This window comes from Vagococcus sp. WN80Y, assembly GCF_059621045.1.
Genome location: NZ_JCAQHY010000111.1, coordinates 1 through 18,388, shown reverse-complemented (window position 1 = coordinate 18,388; position 18,388 = coordinate 1). Strand labels below are relative to the sequence as shown.

18 protein-coding genes are annotated in these 18,388 nt (G+C 39.2%); 3 read left to right on the top strand and 15 right to left on the bottom strand.

Annotation, left to right across the window (positions count from 1 at the left end; translation table 11 throughout):
- Positions 1-328, top strand: a 328-nt coding sequence (locus AC5KOD_RS04370) for a transposase (RefSeq protein ID WP_496913314.1), incomplete at its 5' end; no start/stop codon positions are given.
- 18 nt (positions 329-346) lie between these two features.
- Here the strand turns inward: AC5KOD_RS04370 and AC5KOD_RS04365 are convergent.
- From AC5KOD_RS04365 to AC5KOD_RS04345, 5 genes are all read right to left on the bottom strand, one after another.
- A complete protein-coding gene (locus AC5KOD_RS04365) occupies positions 347-1,513 on the bottom strand; it encodes a cation diffusion facilitator family transporter (protein WP_496913313.1) in 1,167 nt (388 codons plus the stop codon).
- A 352-nt stretch (positions 1,514-1,865) separates the two neighbouring features.
- A complete protein-coding gene (locus AC5KOD_RS04360; protein ID WP_496913312.1) occupies positions 1,866-2,306 on the bottom strand; it encodes an OsmC family protein in 441 nt (146 codons plus the stop codon).
- 115 nt (positions 2,307-2,421) lie between these two features.
- Complete coding sequence (locus AC5KOD_RS04355) at positions 2,422-3,777, bottom strand: FAD-dependent oxidoreductase (protein WP_496913311.1); 1,356 nt, start codon at positions 3,775-3,777, stop codon at positions 2,422-2,424.
- A 97-nt stretch (positions 3,778-3,874) separates the two neighbouring features.
- Complete coding sequence (locus AC5KOD_RS04350) at positions 3,875-4,519, bottom strand: RpiB/LacA/LacB family sugar-phosphate isomerase (RefSeq protein WP_496913310.1); 645 nt, start codon at positions 4,517-4,519, stop codon at positions 3,875-3,877.
- 83 nt (positions 4,520-4,602) lie between these two features.
- Entirely contained in the window at positions 4,603-5,406 is an 804-nt protein-coding gene (locus tag AC5KOD_RS04345) for a hypothetical protein (RefSeq protein ID WP_496913309.1), read from the bottom strand.
- Positions 5,407-5,596: 190 nt separating this feature from the next.
- Here AC5KOD_RS04345 and AC5KOD_RS04340 point away from each other — a divergent pair, with 190 nt between their 5' ends.
- On the top strand, positions 5,597-6,490 hold the full coding sequence (locus AC5KOD_RS04340; protein WP_496913308.1) for an AraC family transcriptional regulator: 894 nt from the start codon (positions 5,597-5,599) through the stop codon (positions 6,488-6,490).
- A 103-nt stretch (positions 6,491-6,593) separates the two neighbouring features.
- Here AC5KOD_RS04340 and AC5KOD_RS04335 read toward each other — a convergent pair whose 3' ends face one another.
- From AC5KOD_RS04335 to AC5KOD_RS04295, 9 genes are all read right to left on the bottom strand, one after another.
- Complete coding sequence (locus tag AC5KOD_RS04335) at positions 6,594-7,226, bottom strand: YfbR-like 5'-deoxynucleotidase (RefSeq protein ID WP_496913307.1); 633 nt, start codon at positions 7,224-7,226, stop codon at positions 6,594-6,596.
- Between the two features lie 121 nt (positions 7,227-7,347).
- Positions 7,348-7,743, bottom strand: a complete 396-nt coding sequence (locus tag AC5KOD_RS04330) for a hypothetical protein (protein ID WP_496913306.1) — start codon at positions 7,741-7,743, stop codon at positions 7,348-7,350.
- On the bottom strand, positions 7,730-8,404 hold the full coding sequence (locus AC5KOD_RS04325) for a hypothetical protein (RefSeq protein WP_496913305.1): 675 nt from the start codon (positions 8,402-8,404) through the stop codon (positions 7,730-7,732). The genes AC5KOD_RS04330 and AC5KOD_RS04325 overlap by 14 nt, the downstream gene beginning before the upstream one ends.
- Before the next feature lie 15 nt (positions 8,405-8,419).
- Positions 8,420-9,160: a carbohydrate ABC transporter permease gene (locus AC5KOD_RS04320; RefSeq protein WP_496913315.1), complete on the bottom strand. Its 741-nt coding sequence runs from the start codon at positions 9,158-9,160 to the stop codon at positions 8,420-8,422.
- A gap of 144 nt (positions 9,161-9,304) precedes the next feature.
- On the bottom strand, positions 9,305-10,207 hold the full coding sequence (locus tag AC5KOD_RS04315; protein WP_496913304.1) for a carbohydrate ABC transporter permease: 903 nt from the start codon (positions 10,205-10,207) through the stop codon (positions 9,305-9,307).
- Positions 10,208-10,299: 92 nt separating this feature from the next.
- Positions 10,300-11,595 carry an ABC transporter substrate-binding protein gene (locus AC5KOD_RS04310; RefSeq protein WP_496913303.1) on the bottom strand — a complete coding sequence of 432 codons (1,296 nt, stop codon included), beginning with the start codon at positions 11,593-11,595 and terminating at the stop codon, positions 10,300-10,302.
- 50 nt (positions 11,596-11,645) lie between these two features.
- On the bottom strand, positions 11,646-12,782 hold the full coding sequence (locus AC5KOD_RS04305) for a glycoside hydrolase family 88 protein (protein ID WP_496913302.1): 1,137 nt from the start codon (positions 12,780-12,782) through the stop codon (positions 11,646-11,648).
- 18 nt (positions 12,783-12,800) lie between these two features.
- Positions 12,801-14,471, bottom strand: a complete 1,671-nt coding sequence (locus AC5KOD_RS04300; RefSeq protein WP_496913301.1) for a heparinase II/III domain-containing protein — start codon at positions 14,469-14,471, stop codon at positions 12,801-12,803.
- A gap of 30 nt (positions 14,472-14,501) precedes the next feature.
- The gene (locus tag AC5KOD_RS04295) at positions 14,502-16,292 is read right to left on the bottom strand and encodes a DUF2264 domain-containing protein (RefSeq protein ID WP_496913300.1); all 1,791 of its coding nucleotides are present in this window, start codon (positions 16,290-16,292) and stop codon (positions 14,502-14,504) included.
- 286 nt (positions 16,293-16,578) lie between these two features.
- Here AC5KOD_RS04295 and AC5KOD_RS04290 point away from each other — a divergent pair, with 286 nt between their 5' ends.
- Positions 16,579-17,601, top strand: coding sequence for a LacI family DNA-binding transcriptional regulator (locus AC5KOD_RS04290; RefSeq protein WP_496913299.1), 1,023 nt, complete (start codon positions 16,579-16,581; stop codon positions 17,599-17,601).
- Between the two features lie 47 nt (positions 17,602-17,648).
- On the opposite strand, the gene AC5KOD_RS04285 is transcribed toward AC5KOD_RS04290, so the two are convergent.
- A complete protein-coding gene (locus AC5KOD_RS04285; protein ID WP_496913298.1) occupies positions 17,649-18,071 on the bottom strand; it encodes a cytidine deaminase family protein in 423 nt (140 codons plus the stop codon).
- Positions 18,072-18,388: the final 317 nt, after the last annotated feature.

The following is an 18,388-nucleotide window of genomic DNA, read 5'->3' as shown; positions in this document are numbered from 1 at the left end:
TCAACAGCTGCTTTCAGAAGAAGAAACAGGTAAACTCTATCGCCAACGAAAAATTGACGTCGAACCTGCTTTCGGACATTTGAAGGCTTGTTTAGGGTTCACTCGGTTCTCTGTTCGAGGGAAACAGCAGACACACAATGAAATTGGATTCGCGTTAATGGCAGTAAATTTAAGGAAATATAGGCTAAGTAAGCTGGAAAACAAAGAGGATTCTCCTAATAATCTAAAAAATAGAAGACTGAAAATCATTTTTTACGATTTTCGGTCTTCTATCTTAAGGTTCTTCGGACTTACGTCCCAAACTCTTTTTTTACTATTCATTATATAGCTCTTTTATCCTTTTTTGTCACAATAAATAAATATGATCAAACGTAATTTTTATTTTATACTGACCTATTTTTTCCAATGTTTGAGCTTGAACCACAGTCTTAATCTCTTGATCAGTCAACTTAAACTTATTTGGCACAACCAAATCAAAAAGAATCATCTCACCATCACCATGAACCAGTGTCCTAATATCATGGGCTTTCAGTTCCACATCTATCGAGCGAATAATCGCCTTTATCTCTTGGTGAATCACTTGTTGCATTTGATCATGCAAATTGACCGGATCAATATGGCATACCAAATCAACTCCCAGTTTTTTTCTAAATTTATATTCTATTTCATCAATTCGTTCGTGAGCCCTCGTTAAATCCCAGCGATCGTCTATTTCTATATGAACTGATGCAAAACATTTGTTAGGCCCGTACTGATGAATTAATAAATCATGATACCCAATAATATCAGAGACCTCTGACAAATAAGCCTTCATTAGATCTATCTGACTTTGATTAGGGCGTAACCCCATTAATTCATCAATAAACTCACGAATGAGCTGAATTCCACTATAAATAATGTAACAAGCAATCAATAATCCTACATACCCATCAATTTGTATGCCAGTTAAGCCTTCAAACCCAGCTGAAACCAGCACCATAATGGTTGTATAAACATCATTCAAACTATCTTTCGACGCAGCCACTAATGTATTCGAATTTATTTTTTTAGCCACTCGCTGATAAAAAACACCTTGCCAAACCTTTATTAGAATTGACAACACTAAAATAATTAAAATAATTGGCGTAACCTTAACACTCTGTGGCTCCCTAATTCGCTCGATTGAGGTTGTTAAAAATTGAAATCCCACAAACGTAATTAATAATGACACCATCATGCCACTAATATACTCAAACCGTTCATGCCCATATGGGTGCTCCTTGTCCGCAGGTTTTCCTGAAATATAAAACCCAACTAACGTCAAAATCGACGATACCGTATCAGATAAATTATTCATTGCATCTGCCATAATCGAAACACTGCCTGAAATAAGTCCTATAACCAATTTACCAACAAAAAGTAACAGATTTGAGAACAAGCCTACTTGTCCTGCAAAGGAGCCAAAAGCTGTTCTCAAATCTGTCTGCTTAGTCTGTTGCTTTGTTTCAAACCACTTAATCAAAAAATTTATCATCCATAATCCCTACTTACTTTTTAGAGTATAAAAAATACTATATGACTAAATCCCGTATTTGTATAGGAAAATGACTTAACTTTTAGTGACTTCTTATTATTTAGAATTCCCCAATTCAGATAATGCCTACCCCTTCTTTAATTATTAGGAGCCCCTTGAAATTAATCTGTATCTTGCCGATTAGAAAAGCTTCCCTTGATCTTATCTATGAGAGTTTTACTTACAAAACTGTTCAATATTTTCAGCACCATCTAGATTGCGAGTAGACTCATGAACAATAAACAGCATTTTCTTATAACGAAGCTCCTGGGTCACTCGCTTCTTTTTACAATCAACGTAAACACTTTTGTACTCAATCAACCACAACTATGTCAGTTTCAAAGCTCGGACAATTTGCAATCGTATCCTTAACAGGACAAGTAGTCTCAATAAATTGAATAAAAGCCTCAATCTCGGCTCGCGTGTTAGCTGCTTCAATCTGATACGTTGTTTTAATATGAGAAAACCCTATTTTGACCTCTGGCTTCCCTTTAAGTCGATCAGAATCAATCTCTCCCTGAATAGCCACAGTCATGCGAATCAAGTTAATCTGATGACTTTGATAGAAAAAACGGCCTACCATCATTTTGCAGGCTCCCAGCGAGCACAATAACGCCTCTAAAGGATTCATTGCTTCATTAGTTCCACCAGCATTCTCAGGCTCATCAATCATAAATTCAAAGTCTCTTGCCGTACATCTCAGCTTAAGTCCACCTAAAGATTCTACCTGCGCATGCAATACTTGTTTAGCCATAATTCTCCTCCTCTAGTCTGCTTCTTTCCTTAACTGTACGCCAGTTTTCTCAGTATTTCAAGACAAAAAAGAAGCTGGACATAAGTTCATCACAGCTTCTTCTATCAATTAAATTTTAATTTCCTTTTTCTTGCTCAATAGCTTTTAGTCCAGCCATATTCAACAAATTCCAAGGCGTATCAAACTCTGGTTGGAAGAACATATCAGCATAAGCTAACTGATCAATCGTATACTTCGTTTGAATGGCAATAGAAATGGCGTTAATATTAGCTGTTAAATCATGCTTAGACATAATTTGGGCGCCTAAAATCACACGACTTTCTGGGCTATAAACCAGTTTAAACATGACACGCTCTTTCATATTAGCTGGCACAAAATCCATCAATGTATCTTGGTCAAGATAGACAGATTTTGTGTCGATTTCTAAACGAGAAGCCATCTGGTCATTTAAACCTGTTGAAGCAAATTTATAATCAAAAACACGTAAAGCTGACGAACCTTGTACTCCTGGGAAAGGATAAGTGGCTTCTACTAAATTCTTAGCAGCAAAGCGTCCTTGACGGCGTGCATTGGTAGCAAGCGAAATATTAACCTCCGTATTCCCCGGATTGTATTGAATGAGTGTCGCATCACCAACAGCAAACACATCCTCTTCACTCGTACGCATGTAAGCATCTGTTTTAATCATCCCATTAGGTAATAGTTCAACAGCGCCTTTTAGCCAAGCTGTATTTGGCCGAACCCCTGCAGACATAACGACTAAATCAGCTGGATATTCTCCTTTATCAGTGATCACAGAACGAACCTGATCCTCACCAGTAAAGCTAACCACAGACTCGCCCATCGCAAGCGTGATGCCATTATCAGTCATCTCTTTTTCAAGAACATCAGTAAACTGCTTATCAAGATAAACACCCAGAGGACGCTCGATAATATCAACTAATGTGACCTTTTTACCCGCCTTAGCAAACGACTCCGCCGCCTCTATTCCGATATAGCCAACACCGATTACCACAACATCTTGAATGTCTGGATCGACTGATTTCATTTTCAAATCAATCGTATCTTGACGGCCACGCATGGTTTCAATATTTTTCAGTTCTTTCCCTGGTACAGGTAAAATAAATGGATTCGCTCCTGGACTTAAAATAATCTTATCGTAAGTCTCGACACGAGTTTCTCCTGTCAGATGATCTAGAACTTGTACCTGATGCTTGTCAGCTTCTAGTTTTGTAATTTCCTGATTTGTATAAACGTGAACCCCACGTTTTTCCATCTCTTCTGCTGTCATATAACGGATTGAATTTACATCCTTGACAACTCCCTCGAGATACATTTGCGTTCCTCAACCCATAAATGAGATGAAGTCGCCTTTTTCATACCACTGAATCTCAGCACCAGGATGCGTCAACAATAATTCTTCGACAGCTTCATACCCACCATGAGAAGATCCTAAAACGATTACCTTCATGAAAATCCCTCCTAATTTATAATAGTTACAATCTAAGTATATAGGAAAGTTGTCCAAAAAAGGAATGATATGCCTACAAAGTATAAAAATCATTTAATCAGCTTGAGATTTTGTGAAAGCTTAGCACTGCTTTTTTTAATGCCTCATCTGTACCATGTTGAAGGAAATAATCATAAAAAAATGGACGCTGTAAAATTGGTAAGATCAAGTCCTTATCCACTTGTGGTAAAATCTCAACTAAGGATTTTTGCGAGAGTAGCTTCAGTTGCTTCAACTCAGCAGTATTTGCCTGTTTTCTCGCGGCCTCGACTTTTGGATAGCCTCCACCGAAAGGCTCTTCCATCAATTTTTCTAATGTAAATCTTAAATTAAGCTCGGCCCCCCAGCCAAAGTTTAAGCCTAATGGGAATGAAAGAGCGTTACCTGCATTAATTTGGCTAAATAAGTAAGCTTCTGACGGGTTAGCCACAGACCCACAAATAACATCTGGCAAAGAATTACACGCTAACATCATTCCTGTTCCAGAACTACACCCGGTCACCACAAAATCAACCGCCTTGGAGCTCAGTAGCAGACTGATAGCTAGACTCATCTGAACGTAGCTATAGGTTGCCTCTTCAGAAGGATATACCCCAAAATTGATTATTTCCACCGACTTGCCTTTGCACGCTGTACGTAATTCACGTTCTAGTATAGGATTTTTATCTTTTTGGGAACTTGCATTTACTATCCCTATTTTCATGCTTAGCTCCTTTCATTTTTTCTTTATTATAACAAAAAAACGTACGTATCACATGTTAGTTTATGATACGTACCTCTATATGACTAGCTGACTACCGTGTATGAATCAATCGTTTTTCCATTTTCATCTATTAATTCTAACCAACTATTAGTCCCGCCAAAATATAAGAACAGCCCAACTTCATTGACGCTTTTTAAAATAATATCCTCGGTTGTTTCAAAATCCTTAAATTGAGTGTGATGATCTGAACGAATTTTTTCTCCCATTTTCGCAGAAAAGCCGACTGACCCATCCTTATTTAAATCTGCTTTAGGCTTCATTTTTGCCCCAGCCTTAATCAGCATTTCATTCCGCTTTTGCCACAAAACCGTTGCTTTACTTTCTCTAGCATCCACATGAAACTCAATTTGACTAACTTCTTTACTCCATCGGTGCTGAGCCTTTGCTGGTTTTTTCTTAACAGGCGCCACAACAGGTTTGGGTGCTAACGAATAGCCAAATGTTTCCAAAATAGTCCTTAGAGTGCCAACATAAGCGCCTACTACTTTAACAGTACTAGCTGGAACTTTAATAGCCGAACGTTTTTGGTCAGCTAACTTAAGCCCATTTTTTTCGGCCTCCTCAACCAGTAGCTGCTCCAAATAATTCAATTCAATCTCCCAAGTCGGCCGTATCGTGATAATCTGATCCACCTCAACTAATCGTTGCTCATCCTCTTTCACTGTCTGACCAATTTCAGTAATGCCCTGCTCCTTAACCAACAAATAAACAGCAGGCTTCTCCAAACTAAGCTCAGTTCCGTTGATGATCTCTATGATACCTTGATTGTCTAACAATTGAATCTGGGTCCGCCCCTCAGTAATCATTACATCTAACTTGATTTCCATTGCGTTCTCCTTTTCGTCAACCTAATGTCGACAAGGTTATTTTTCACATTAATAATAGCATAGTTTAAGCCATTCTTAACCGATCATGCTCACCATCACCCATCAAATAACTTAGACAAAACTTAGCAAACAATGATAGGCATATGATACACTTAAGTTCTATAATAGCTAATGAAAGGAGGCAAATAGGATGAACTGGTTTAAACTGCTCCAACAAGCAATCGACTATATCGAAGCACATTTACTAGAAAAAATCACTTATGAAGAGGTTGCTAAAGAAGTACACATGCCTTCTTATAACTTCCATCGAACCTTTAGCTTAATGGCCGGCATGACAGCTAATACCTACATTCGAAATCGGCGGTTATCTATGGCTGGACATGAGCTTCAGACAACCTCGCAGAAAGTGATTGATATTAGTTATAAATACGGTTACGAAACACCCGAAAGCTTCACTAAAGCATTTACTCGCTTTCACGGTGTTTCACCAAAAGCTGCTAAGTTGAGTGGTACTCAGTTACTATTATTTAACCCTCTGATCATAAAATTGTCACTGGAAGGTGGTACAGCTATGAATTACAGGATTGAACAGACTGAAAAGAAACACTTTGTCACACAAGTCAAAGCCTTTAAAAATGAAACGATGAACGATGAAGACACCTTAGACATTCCAAACTTTTGGAACGAGCTATACACTAACAAAAGAATCGATCAACTAAAAGCACTACGACCCACAGGAAAAAAAGACCTTTATGGGTTGTGTAGTCCCACAACGACCAATGAGCTAACCTTTGATTATGGTATTGGCGTCTTAATTGATGAGCATTCGACCTCCTTTGAAGCACAGGACTTAATTAATCAAGGCTTTCAGTTTTGGGACATTGACGCAAGAACTTACGCCGTCTTCAATGGCTATGGAACCAACGGCGATTGCATTGGCGACATGTGGAGTCAATTTCTAAAGGAATTTTCACCACAAACAGGCTATGAACAAACCGATCATACCGACTATGAAATTTATTTTGAATCAGCTGAGAACGACTTATTCTGCGAACTGTGGATACTAGTCGAAAAAGCACCATAACCTACACTAACACCCCTCAATTCCCCATCGAAGAAGGTGGAATTGAGGGGTGTTCTCTTTAAAAAACGAATTGGTTTTAATTAATTCTTTCGCTTCTAACCTATCACTCTGCTAAGGCCTGCTCTACAGTTCGCATAAAATCATCCTTGCCATAAAAATCCTCCTTCAATAACTCAGGAAAGATTTCTTTAAAAAAGTACACAACAGATGGACGATGCCCATAACTTTTTATCGTCTGCACCGACTCGACAAACATCTCTTTATAAACCGATTCTGGGTTATTTTTGATGATTTCCTCAAAGGACTCATACAGTAGATCGACCTTATCCGCAACTGCAAGTAATTCTCCTTCCAAGCTATCATCCTTCCCCTCGAACAATCGACGACGATAAATAGCTTGAAATTCTGACGGGATCTCTTGATTAATAAACTCATCTGTCATCTTCTCTTCAACCGTTTGAAGCATCCCACGAAGCTCGCGACTCGCATATTTTACAGGAGTTTTAATATCACCAATAAACCGTTCAGTATAGTCGTGATTCAACGCCTTTTCATATAACATTTTCCAATCAACTTCGACCCCGTTCACTTCTTCAATATCCCCTAAAACTTGAGCAATAGAAGCCACTCGAAAAGAATGAGCCGCTACTGTGTGCTCAGTGAACTTGAAAAAGCCTGGCGCCCGATTGATTTTTTCCAAGTTCGTGAGTCCTAAAATAAATTCGTTTAAGCCCATTGCGATTCCTCCTTTAACTTGTTCAATTAATTTTTTCTATCATACCATTAATTGACACAGAGTCAAAGTCTTAGCTCCCTCTAAAAAACCATTCACCACGGTAGTTATGATTTCCCCATGATTACTGAACCAATTCGAGCTTTTCACCTTGAATAAAGCCCTGATACTCACCATAAACAATCACCTCATCGGCTAACGCTACCGTTTCGCCCGAGCTGTTAATCACTTGATAAGGAATGCCATCAGATTCAACTACAAATCGCTCACTCTTGCCGATTTCTGCTGGGTTAATTGCATCTGTCTTTACGATAGTCCCACTCATTTTGACATAAGTCTTTAAAGGTACTTCGCCATTTTGATAGGCTTCATTAGAAAATTCCTGAGCACTCACTTTAAGCCGTTGAGCACTTTCACGATCAAATTCCGCTTGACTATTTTGTTGACTTTGACAACCACTCACTACCAAAGCAAGCATCATAATCCCTATAAAAAGACTCAGCTTTCTATTTAAAAACATTTGTTTCACCTACCTGATGAAGCTTAGAACAATTCCAATAAACGCTCCCCCCGATTAAACTTGGCAAAATGAAAAATCCAATCGGCGGTCTCACTACGAAAGCAATCACCAAAACCACTAAAAGAGCGACATTAATCAAACTAATGTACCACTTTTTAAGCAAATAGAAAACAGCAATTTGAGCAAGCTGACGATTTTCTTTTTGCGGATTGCGAACATAGAAATAGAGTAGATTCACTAGCAACCCAACTGCTAAAACGGCAAGCATCAGAAAAAATGGCAATAAACCTTTAACACTCGACTTTACTATAACCGAACTATCAACTAAGCAAATCACCACCATCAAACTAACAAGCAGGTCATAACAAAACGTCTGCTTAAATCCTTGAAGAAAAAAAGTAACATAATCTCGTGTAACAGCCAACTCTTTCTGATAGAGCCACGTATCAAGGCATTTCAGTAAAGCAAAAAATGAGGGCGCTAATAAGAGGCTAGCCACTAAAAAGAAGAGACTATTTTTAAGAGTCAAAGCCGAGACTGATAAAAGTAATAGTAGCGGACTGGTTGTTAGAGTAAAACAAACATTTAACATCAACAGATTGTAACTCAGTCGAAATAGCTTAGCGTAAACATTATTATCCAAAAATTCCTCTTTTTTCATGTCAGCTCCCCCTCACTAGCCCTTCATTCCAGAAGTAGCAATTCCCTCTACAAAATACTTTTGCATAGCCAAAAAGACAACTGCCACTGGCAAAATTGACACCACAGATGCTGCCATAATCAGCGCATACTCAGCATCATAAAGAGAAACAAACATTTTCAAGCCAAGTTGAATTGTTTTATTCTCAGTTGAAGACAAATAAATAAACGGTCCCATGTAATCATTCCACGTATTAACAAAGGTAATGATCGTCAAGCTAGCTAAAGCTGGCTTAGTTAAAGGTAAAATAATCTTACGATAAATTCCCCACTCAGTCAGTCCATCAATCCGAGCACTCTCACATAGCTCATCTGGAATACTTGAATAGTACTGCTTCAATAAAAAGACGCCAAATGCACTGAAAGCCTGCATCAAAATCAGTGACAAGAGCTTATCCGTCAAACCAAGCTTTCTCATCATAATAAACTGGGGAATCATGTAAACTTGCCAAGGAACCGCAATCGTGCCAATGTACGCTAGAAACAGCGCATCGCGCCCCTTAAAGCTTAATTTTGAGAAGCCATAAGCCGCAAAGCTACTAGTAAATAATTGAATAACAGTGATAATCACACTTAAAAATGCCGTATTCTTAAAAAAAGTGAGTAACGGTATCGTTGACCATATTTTCGAGTAGTTGTCCCAATGAAACTCTTTCGGTACCCATTGAATCGGTACAGTAAAAACCTGATTATTAGTTTTTACTGACGAAGAAAGCATCCAAAAAAACGGAATTAACACGAGAATGGATAAAATAGCTAAAACGATAAAGGTCACGATTTTTCCCAAACTAACTGACGACACTTTTTTAGCTCTTTGATTCACAACTTTTTTTGTTGATATTCCCATTAAAAATTCCCCTCCCTATGCTCTTTCTTGTCGTTGATTCCACTTAAATTGGATGACTGTTACGCCCAATACAATCACAAATAGAATTAATGAAATAGCTGACGCGTAACCAAAATTAAATTTAACAAAGGCCTCATTATAAATTTGATAAACAAGAACATTTGTAGCTCGACCAGGCCCACCATCTGTCATTACTTGAATCAGGTCAAAAACTTTAAAACAATTAATTACCAGCATTACGGTCACAAAAAAAGTCGTTGGACGCAAAGATGGTAACGTGACATGCCAAAATTTCTTAGATGTATTCGCCCCATCCATAGATGCTGCCTCATACAATTCATTGGGAATACTTTGTAAGCCTGCCAGATAAAGGATCATATAATAACCCATCCCTCGCCAAACACTTACAATCACCACTGCCCACAAGGCCCACTGAGAGCTCGATGTCCAGCCAGGAGGATTGGAAATAAAAACACTTAAAAACTGATTGATAGGCCCCAAAGTTGGGTGAAAAAGCATATTCCAAACAACCGCTATCGCAACAAGTGACGTCACATAAGGAAAGAAAAATGCTGTCCTAAAAAAGTTCATGCCTTTTAATTTACGATTGAGTAACATCGCCAACCCCAATGAACAGATAATCGTCAATGGTACCACGCCAATTGTATATAGAAACGTATTTTTAAGTGAGATCCAGAACGTCTCATCATTGATCATTTTTGTAAAATTTTTAACCCCTACAAATTCTGGCGTGCCAAATGAATCCCATTTCATAAAAGCTAAAACAAAAGAAAACACAACAGGCACTAAGGTAAAAATAAAGAAACCAGCAAAGTTTGGTAAAATAAACGTCCAAGCAATTAACGTATTCTTCTGTTTTAAACGTGTTTTTTTTGATGATTTAGTTGATAACTCCATAAAAGAACCCCTCCTTTTCTTCTACCAGTTAGGCTTATAGTTACGTACTCACACAACCATAAGCCTTGATCTGATAGCTTTTCAATCCTATTTTATTCGTCTAATTCTTGTTTAACTCTTTTTTCCATATTAGCAATGCCTTTTTCAGGTGTTTCATCGCCAACTAAAATCAACTCATGCTCTTCCTGAAGGATTTTATCAATCGCTCCGCCTTTATCATGAACAGGGAACTCAATGCCAATAGTATCAGGTCCGAAGGCTTTTTTAGAAATAGCGTCATTCGGCATGCCCTCTTTAGAGAAATAAATATCATCAATCTCTGCCGTTTTATACGATGGCACAACGCCGACACCTGCTAAAATTTTGGCCCCTTCTTCACCTGTTGCAAAATCAAGAAACTTTTGTGCCCACTCTTGATTTTTTGAATTCTTACTAATGGCAAAAGCGGTTGGCGAGCCAAAGGTTGTTACTTTATCAGATTTTTCTTTTTGAGGCATCGGTGCAATTCCCCATTCAACTGAGGTATCCTCTTTTTCCTTAGAAGCCAATACACCGGCCATATACCAAGTTCCCATTGGCATCATGACAGCTTTCTCAGTTTCAAATTGAGACGCATAAGTCGTTTGCGTTGATTTTGCAGTACCATAGTCCATAATGACGCCGTCTTTTTGTAATTTCAATGTCCGATCATAGTAATCTTCAAAAAAATCATACGTTGGCTCGGTTAACAACGAGTCATTTTGCGCGCCTGCAACAGCTTGTAAAACAGAGCGCCATGTATGATGATACGCACCATATACCTTATCACTGTCCTTACCTGTCGTTAATTTTTTCGCTAATTGATCATACTCTTCCCACGTTAGATTTTCTGGGTAATCAAGCCCTGCCTCATCAAAGGCTTTTTTGTTGTAATAAAGAACCCAAAAATCTGTCCGATAAGGTTGTGCATACGTTTTACCATCAATTTTGAAATAGTCATACATATCTTGAGATTTAGTAACATCAATATCTTTTTCGATGTGGTCACTTAAATCAACCAGTTGATCCCGTGTCGCATAGGTCGAATAAGATAAGAGGTTTTTCATAGTAAGGATATCGGTTTTGTCTCCACCAGCTAACATAGTTGTCAATTTATCATCATACTGAGCAGCTTCTATGTCGATTGCTTTAACCGTCACCGTTGGATTCTCCTTCTCAAAGGCTTTGAAAAGTGCTTCAAATTCTGGAGTTGTATCATAATTCCAAGTAGAAACCGATAATTCAACCTTGCCATCCTTACCAGCCTTCGAACCAGCTGATTTATCACTATCGCCACATCCCACTAAAGCCAAACCGCCTAAGACAGCTGTTGCCATAACTAAAGCTAAACTTTTTTTAACCATTTTCATTCTGTGTATCCTCCATGATTTCTTATTTTTGATTCGATTAACCAAACTCATTACCAATAAAGTGACCACGCCTGCGATAATCTAACTAAAGCTTCAACATAATAATAGTCCCCCCAGATGGTACATTCATTGACCCCCTTTGCGCTATTTTTATCGTAAACACCTTCTAATAAAAGCCCATTAGAATTTGGTACTTCTTTTGTGGTGTAACCACGAGCAAGTGCCTGCATCATCAAAACGGCTTCTTTTTCATATCGCTGGCGGGACTCATTACTTAAAGGGAGCTGTCTCGCTAGTTCTAAAAGCCCACAAACCGCAATTGAAGCTGCCGAACTATCTCGTTCTTCGCCACTTCCATCTGTAAAAACTAAGTCCCAATAAGCCACTTTATCTGCTGGAAGTTGCCCAATAAAATAATCAGCCAACTGACACGCCGTTTCTAAAAAGCTCTCATCCCCCGTATGTAAATAACTCAATGTAAAGCCGTAAATCCCCCAGGCTTGTCCTCTAGCCCAACACGAATCATCTGCAAACCCTTGAGCTGTTTCACCACGCAAAGCCGCTCCTGTCTTAGTATCAAAAAAGTAAGTATGATACGTCGTAAAATTATCTCGGACAATATAACGCTGCGTTTGCTTAGCGTGAGCATAAGCCGCCTCCCGATAACTAGAATCACCTGTCATATTTGAAGCAAAATACAGTAAAGGTAGATTCATTAAACAATCAATGATCATCCGACCATTTTCATTTGGATCAGCTAAATCGCCCCAAGCTTGAATAATTTGTGCCTTCTCACTATAGCGAGTCATCAACTCATCCGCCGCAGCCACCGCTAGTTCAGCCGATTCCTTTTGTCCTGTCACTTGATAGTCTGCCACGGCGGATAACGTATAAAGGAAGCCGATATCATGGGTTTCTAACGCCACTTTGTCCACTAAGCGCTGCTTAAAAGAGGCCATCTGCGTTGCGATAACCTTGTCAAAGCGAGAATCCTTCGTTAGCTCCTTTCCTAAAAATAACATCCCCAACCAGAAGCTAGCTGTCCAATCAATATTGTCCTCAGGTTGATAAACTAACCCCACAGACGCTGCTGGTGGTACCTTTGACTCAAAGGTCTCCAGATTATCAGCTAACTTTTGTAACACTGCGTCCTTCTCTTGCTCTAACCAATTCCACTTACTCTTCATTTATTAACGGCCACCTTCTCATTTAGTTTGCTTAAAAATCATACTCTGGCAATAATCCTTTGCCACTCCTTGTTCACTCTGTAGCAGATAAACCGCATCATTCTCTCCCTGATGATTAGCATAACTTTCCCGACAACACCTCAGCTCTCCACCAGTCAGTTTTAGCATTAGCCCATCATCAGATTCTTGCCAACTAGCAGTTTCTTTAGTTACTATCGGCTCGCTTTTACTGACAAAATTTTGACACACAGTATGGGTGCCGACTGTTTTAAAGCTTAATTCATCGATTACAGTAACCTTGTTTTCTTCGGTATCAATCCAAAAACGACGAGTAAACCGCTCTAACCCTGCCTCATCAGGATAAACAGCTGACAGCTCTAACGAGAACTCAACCTTTTCCCCATGCTCACTTAGCGTTACCTCTTGGCTATGATAACTACCAAATCGTTGTTCATAGCCATTAATAACAGGAACAGAATGCCCCAACGACCGGTTGGTTAAAATCGAATACCGAATTTCATTATCAAAATAGGCCTTCGTATACTCCCCAGCCCCTAAATCCGTTAACCATAGCTTTTGACCATTACCAATAATAAAGTGCCCGACGTCATTGTGATTATGACTTTCGTCATTCCCCCCCGCCTTAGCCGCAAAAATAAAATTTGGCTGGCGGATAATCAACCATTCCGCATCGGGAAAATACGTCAATGGCTCTGCCGTTAAAAACTGATTAACAGCTTTTGTCCCAACCAGATTTCGATAGAGATGAGCCCATCGATAACAATGGTCAAAATCAAGACCATTCGCTTGCTGATAAGGTGGAACTCCCACGCCAAACTGTTGTTGACAACTACTCATTAAGCCAGTCGGTAACTCGACATCATTGACATCAGAAAACGGCACGAATTCGTTCTGATTGATCAAAGCACCATAGGGAAAGCCTGCAATTGCACGGAGCTTATCTTTTTTCAAATAGCGATCATCCCCATAAACTGCCTGATATTTTTCAGCAAAATAAAGATAATAACCAAAACCATAGGCCCAGTATCCAACCCCTTCAAGACAAGCCCCATCTTCTTCATAGGAACCAAGATAAACGTCAAGGGTCGCTTCTAAGCGTACGAGTATTTCCTGCTGTTCTGCTGATCTTGCTGGTAACAATGACAAAGCCGCCATCCCAAGACTACCGGCAACAACCGCACTCCAATTATTCGCCATCTGCTCCCAGCGCCAAGATCTTGCCATTAACGGCTGAAACAATCGCCGATCAACTTCCCGTCGCACTCTCTTCACCACCGAAACTGCCAATTGATCTCCACATAGCTCACAAATCTCTGTCAAGGCCTGACCAGTTTCTGCCGCAAATAAATCAATCGCAACGTCACTTTCCGGAATAAACACCCCTTCAACCTCTTCAAAATGAGCTGGTAATGCCCAAGAATATTCATTGCAAATCTCCCAAATAACATCTTCCAACGCGACTTTCAGCTCTAACTCTTTATTGATAACATAAGCTAAAGCTAGCGTGGCTAGTTGCCGACGTCTTTCAAAATAGCGAGCCTCAAATTCTAAACGATTGCCAGTTTTTATAAACGCTTGATAGGCTTGAAACTCTAAGGTCGGTAAGCCTGGCTCCTCCACCAATCGTCTTGCTGCTCGCAAGATTTCCTCTTTTAATTCGCTAATCATCCATCGACTCTCCTTCTTTACACTCCATAACTAAAGGCCAAAAAATAGCTGACGCCCTTTTTGAGTCACTTTAATCTGCTCGCCTATCATCTCAACTTCTGGTTTGATATGCCCCGCTTCAGTCACACTACCGCCAACCAAACTAATTAATCGATGGTTACCAGCTTCAAGCCAAGTACCTAATTTTGGAAAAGTGCTCTTACTAAAAAATAAGCTTGTATTCGGCTCAGTCACAACTAATTCAGCAGATTGATAACCAGCAACGTTATAAATTGCTGTTTGACCAATAGCTGTTCGGCAGACCACGCCTGATACTGTTTTTGTTACTTGATTTCCCACACTTACTGGGACAGAATAGCCGCCATCATTAGCAAATAACGTGCGAGAAGTCTGAATTTCGTGAATTCTAAGGTGCCATTCATCCAATGGAATAACCGTTGTTTTAATAGCCACATCTGGCCAAGGTGACCAGTAATTAATTACTCGCTCCTCACTTACTTCATAAGCCGTCGTCTCCAACTTTGATCGATAGTAGCGATCCTCTTCACCTAAAGCTAAACAATTATCAAAGCCTCCCTGTTTATAATAAAGACTGCCTTTCGAGACACTAAAGCCAAAGGTTGTTGAATAAACTAATTTGCTGTATTTGCCATCAACATGAGCCTGCTTATTTTCCAGCTGACCACCAACAAATGCCTGAACCTGTCCGCCACACTGGGTCATCAGCATGCGTGCCTCGGGAATTAATTGTCGCTCATGCTCGTAGCTCATCGGCAAAACCTCAGCCAGCCAATAAGGATGATCATCAGGAACCGCTAAAAGTAAAAATGATTTCATTCCCCAATATGGTGATCCCGGCGCATTATAGCCTTCTGCCATGACCAAATTATCATAGTGATAACCAATAGATAACAACCCATCTGTTGTAAAAATATCATGAGACATCCAACGTTGCATATTGCGACTAATAATCCCCTTAATCTCTCCCCAAGGAAGGGCTTCCACATCTGCGAAAACTAAGGCAGACCAGAAAGAGCATTGGGCAAAACGGTACGTTAAGCTACGTCCAAATGGTAAAGCTTCGCCATCTTCTGCAAACCAATACTTAAAGGTTTGGGCAAATTTTTTGGCTCTTTTTTTCATTAGGAGACTACGCTCCAGATCGTCTTCTGCCATGACCTTACTGTAAATCAAGCTGTAATAATGAATAGCAAATGACACGTAATAATCGATTTGTGATGCGACACCATCACAATACCAGCCATTACCAAGATAAAAGGATTCAGCAACGGCCAAATCTGCCTCCATTTGCAACTGATTCCATGGTTGACCACAATGCTTAAAAGCCAAATTAACTAACACTCGAAAGAATACCCAATTATTAACTGGCATCTCCTTCTCATTGATTTGATTGAGCCAGCGATATAAATTTGCCTGCTCATTTTCTGACATCACGTCCCAAGTCTGTTCTTTTGCCAATAAAAGAGTGTTACTCAGTGCGGCCATCTCGACCAAAAGTTGGTCGTAATCCGTGGCATCTCCCCAATAGCTCGGACTTTCTGGATCTGACCCTGCAACGATCCCCTTTAAAAATGGCTGTTTAATAACCTCATCCGAGGAATGTGCTAAATACGGGCCGACTGCCCACAAAGGACGTAAAAACGCTTCCACCTGACGCGTTCGTTCCTGATAAACCGATCCGCTTGTTCCTAAGTTTAGCAAGCCTGGCTGCTCTTCCAATAGGGGCAATAAGGGCTCAATTAAGTCATAAAAACCAGCAGTAAACTCTTCTTTTGTTTCAAAACGAGGACTTGTTTTCATTCTGTTCTCCTTTTTTACTAAAATTATAATTAATAACTATATTTCTATAACCATGACAGATCCTTTTCTATTTAATTCTTTTAAATACGATGGAGAAAAAACCTGTCACATCAAGGACCTTTGTAAATAAAACGGTTTCTCAATTAATCTTATTGTATATCCACTTGGTAAAAAAATCAACTCTTTTTACTAAAAATAATAAATATTAACTTGTATGACTTATCTTTTTTAGTAAAATAGTGTATATTAGAAGTATTAAGACGGACGAAAGGAAGTAACACTACTTATGGCGACGATTACGGATATAGCACGCGAAGCTCAAGTCTCTATTGCCACTGTCTCAAGGGTCCTCAACTACGATGACTCACTTTCAGTGACAGACGAAACTAAACGGAAAATTTTTGAAGTAGCGGAAAAGCTTAACTATACAAAATATAAGAATAAAAAAAAGAAAGACAGTGAAACGAGTAAAAATATTGCAATCGTTCAATGGTTAGATTCAAAAGAAGAACTAAACGATATTTACTATATGTCAATTCGGATTGGCGTAGAAAAACGTGCAGCTGAACTAGGTATTAATGTTACTAAGGCCTCTCATTTGGACACTAACTTCCCCAGTGACATTGACGGGATTTTAGCAATTGGAAAATTTGATCAAGAAAATGTCGATTTAATCAATCGACTGCATAAAAATGTCTGCTTTATCGGCACCAATTACCCACTAAATGATTTCGATACAGTCAATGGAGACTTTACTCAAGCGACTGACTTGGCATTGGACTATTTAATCAAGCAAGGACACAAAAAAATCGGCTTTATCGGAGCCGAGGATCGAGAAAATTTATTTGGACGTCGTCACTATAAGGCGCCGACAACCAATGCTTTTATTGATTACCTAACAGCTAATGGGTTGTTTGACGACACTTATTTTTTCTTTCGAAATACCAAAATTTTTAACGTTGACATTGGTTATCAATTAACCAAAGAAGCAATCACTTCATTAGGCAAGACGCATCTCCCTTCTGCTTTTCTAGTTTCAAACGATGCCATGGCCATTGGGGCTATCAACGCCTTAACTGAGGAAGGTATTAATGTACCAGAACAAGTGAGTATTATCGGTATTAATGACTTATCAGTCTCTCAATTTATCTCCCCACCTCTAACAACCATCAAGATTTTCTCAGAGGAGATGGGTGAAGTTGGCGTTAACACGTTAAATGATCGTATTCATAACGGCGGTATTTCTAAGCGAATTATCCTTGGTGCCAAATTAATTGAGCGTGCTAGTGTCAAAAAAATGACCAATTAAAATAAACCGAGCTTCCGGAAGGAATGCTCGGTTTATTTTTAACTAATTTACTTTTCTTGGTACCTCATCCACCCCCACCAGTTTGGCACTAATTCTTCCAACCTGACAGTTGTTCTGTTAGCATAATCAACCATGATTTCAGTATTCTTATTTTTAGCTGATAATTGCATCAAAAATTCTCGACAAGCACCACAAGGCATACCACTCACGCCCTCAGGTGGCGCGTCCCGAAAGGTAATTACTCGTTTTATCACTGTTTGCCCGCTATCCATATACATCTTGAGCGCTGCAGTTCGTTCCGCACATAAATCCATAACCCCACTACAACTTTCAATACAAAATCCCGTATAAATCCGTCCATCTTCACTTTCAATTGCTGACACCACATGATGAGCATAAACAAAGGGAGACACCTCCGTCGGTTCATACAACTCTTTTGCTTGTTCATATAATTCCTGCCAAATATCCATTAAATCCCCCACTTTTTTTCTTATTATGTATGTTCATAGGCTACTGTACATTTCAAATAACCTCTTAAGTTCTCTTACCAAAAAGTTGTTTAGATATAATTACATTTTCTAAATGTGTCACGCCGCGTGTGACACTACTTAATTTTTTATTTGACAATTTAATGAGGGAAGAAAAGGAAAATATTCTCTCATCTCAATTAATTATCACTCGCTATCACTATTCTACTGGAATAATCAGAGAATCTCAGTAGCACTGATTTTCCAGTTTTGCTAGTCTATGTGTCACGCCGCATGTGACACTACTCGATTTTTTATTT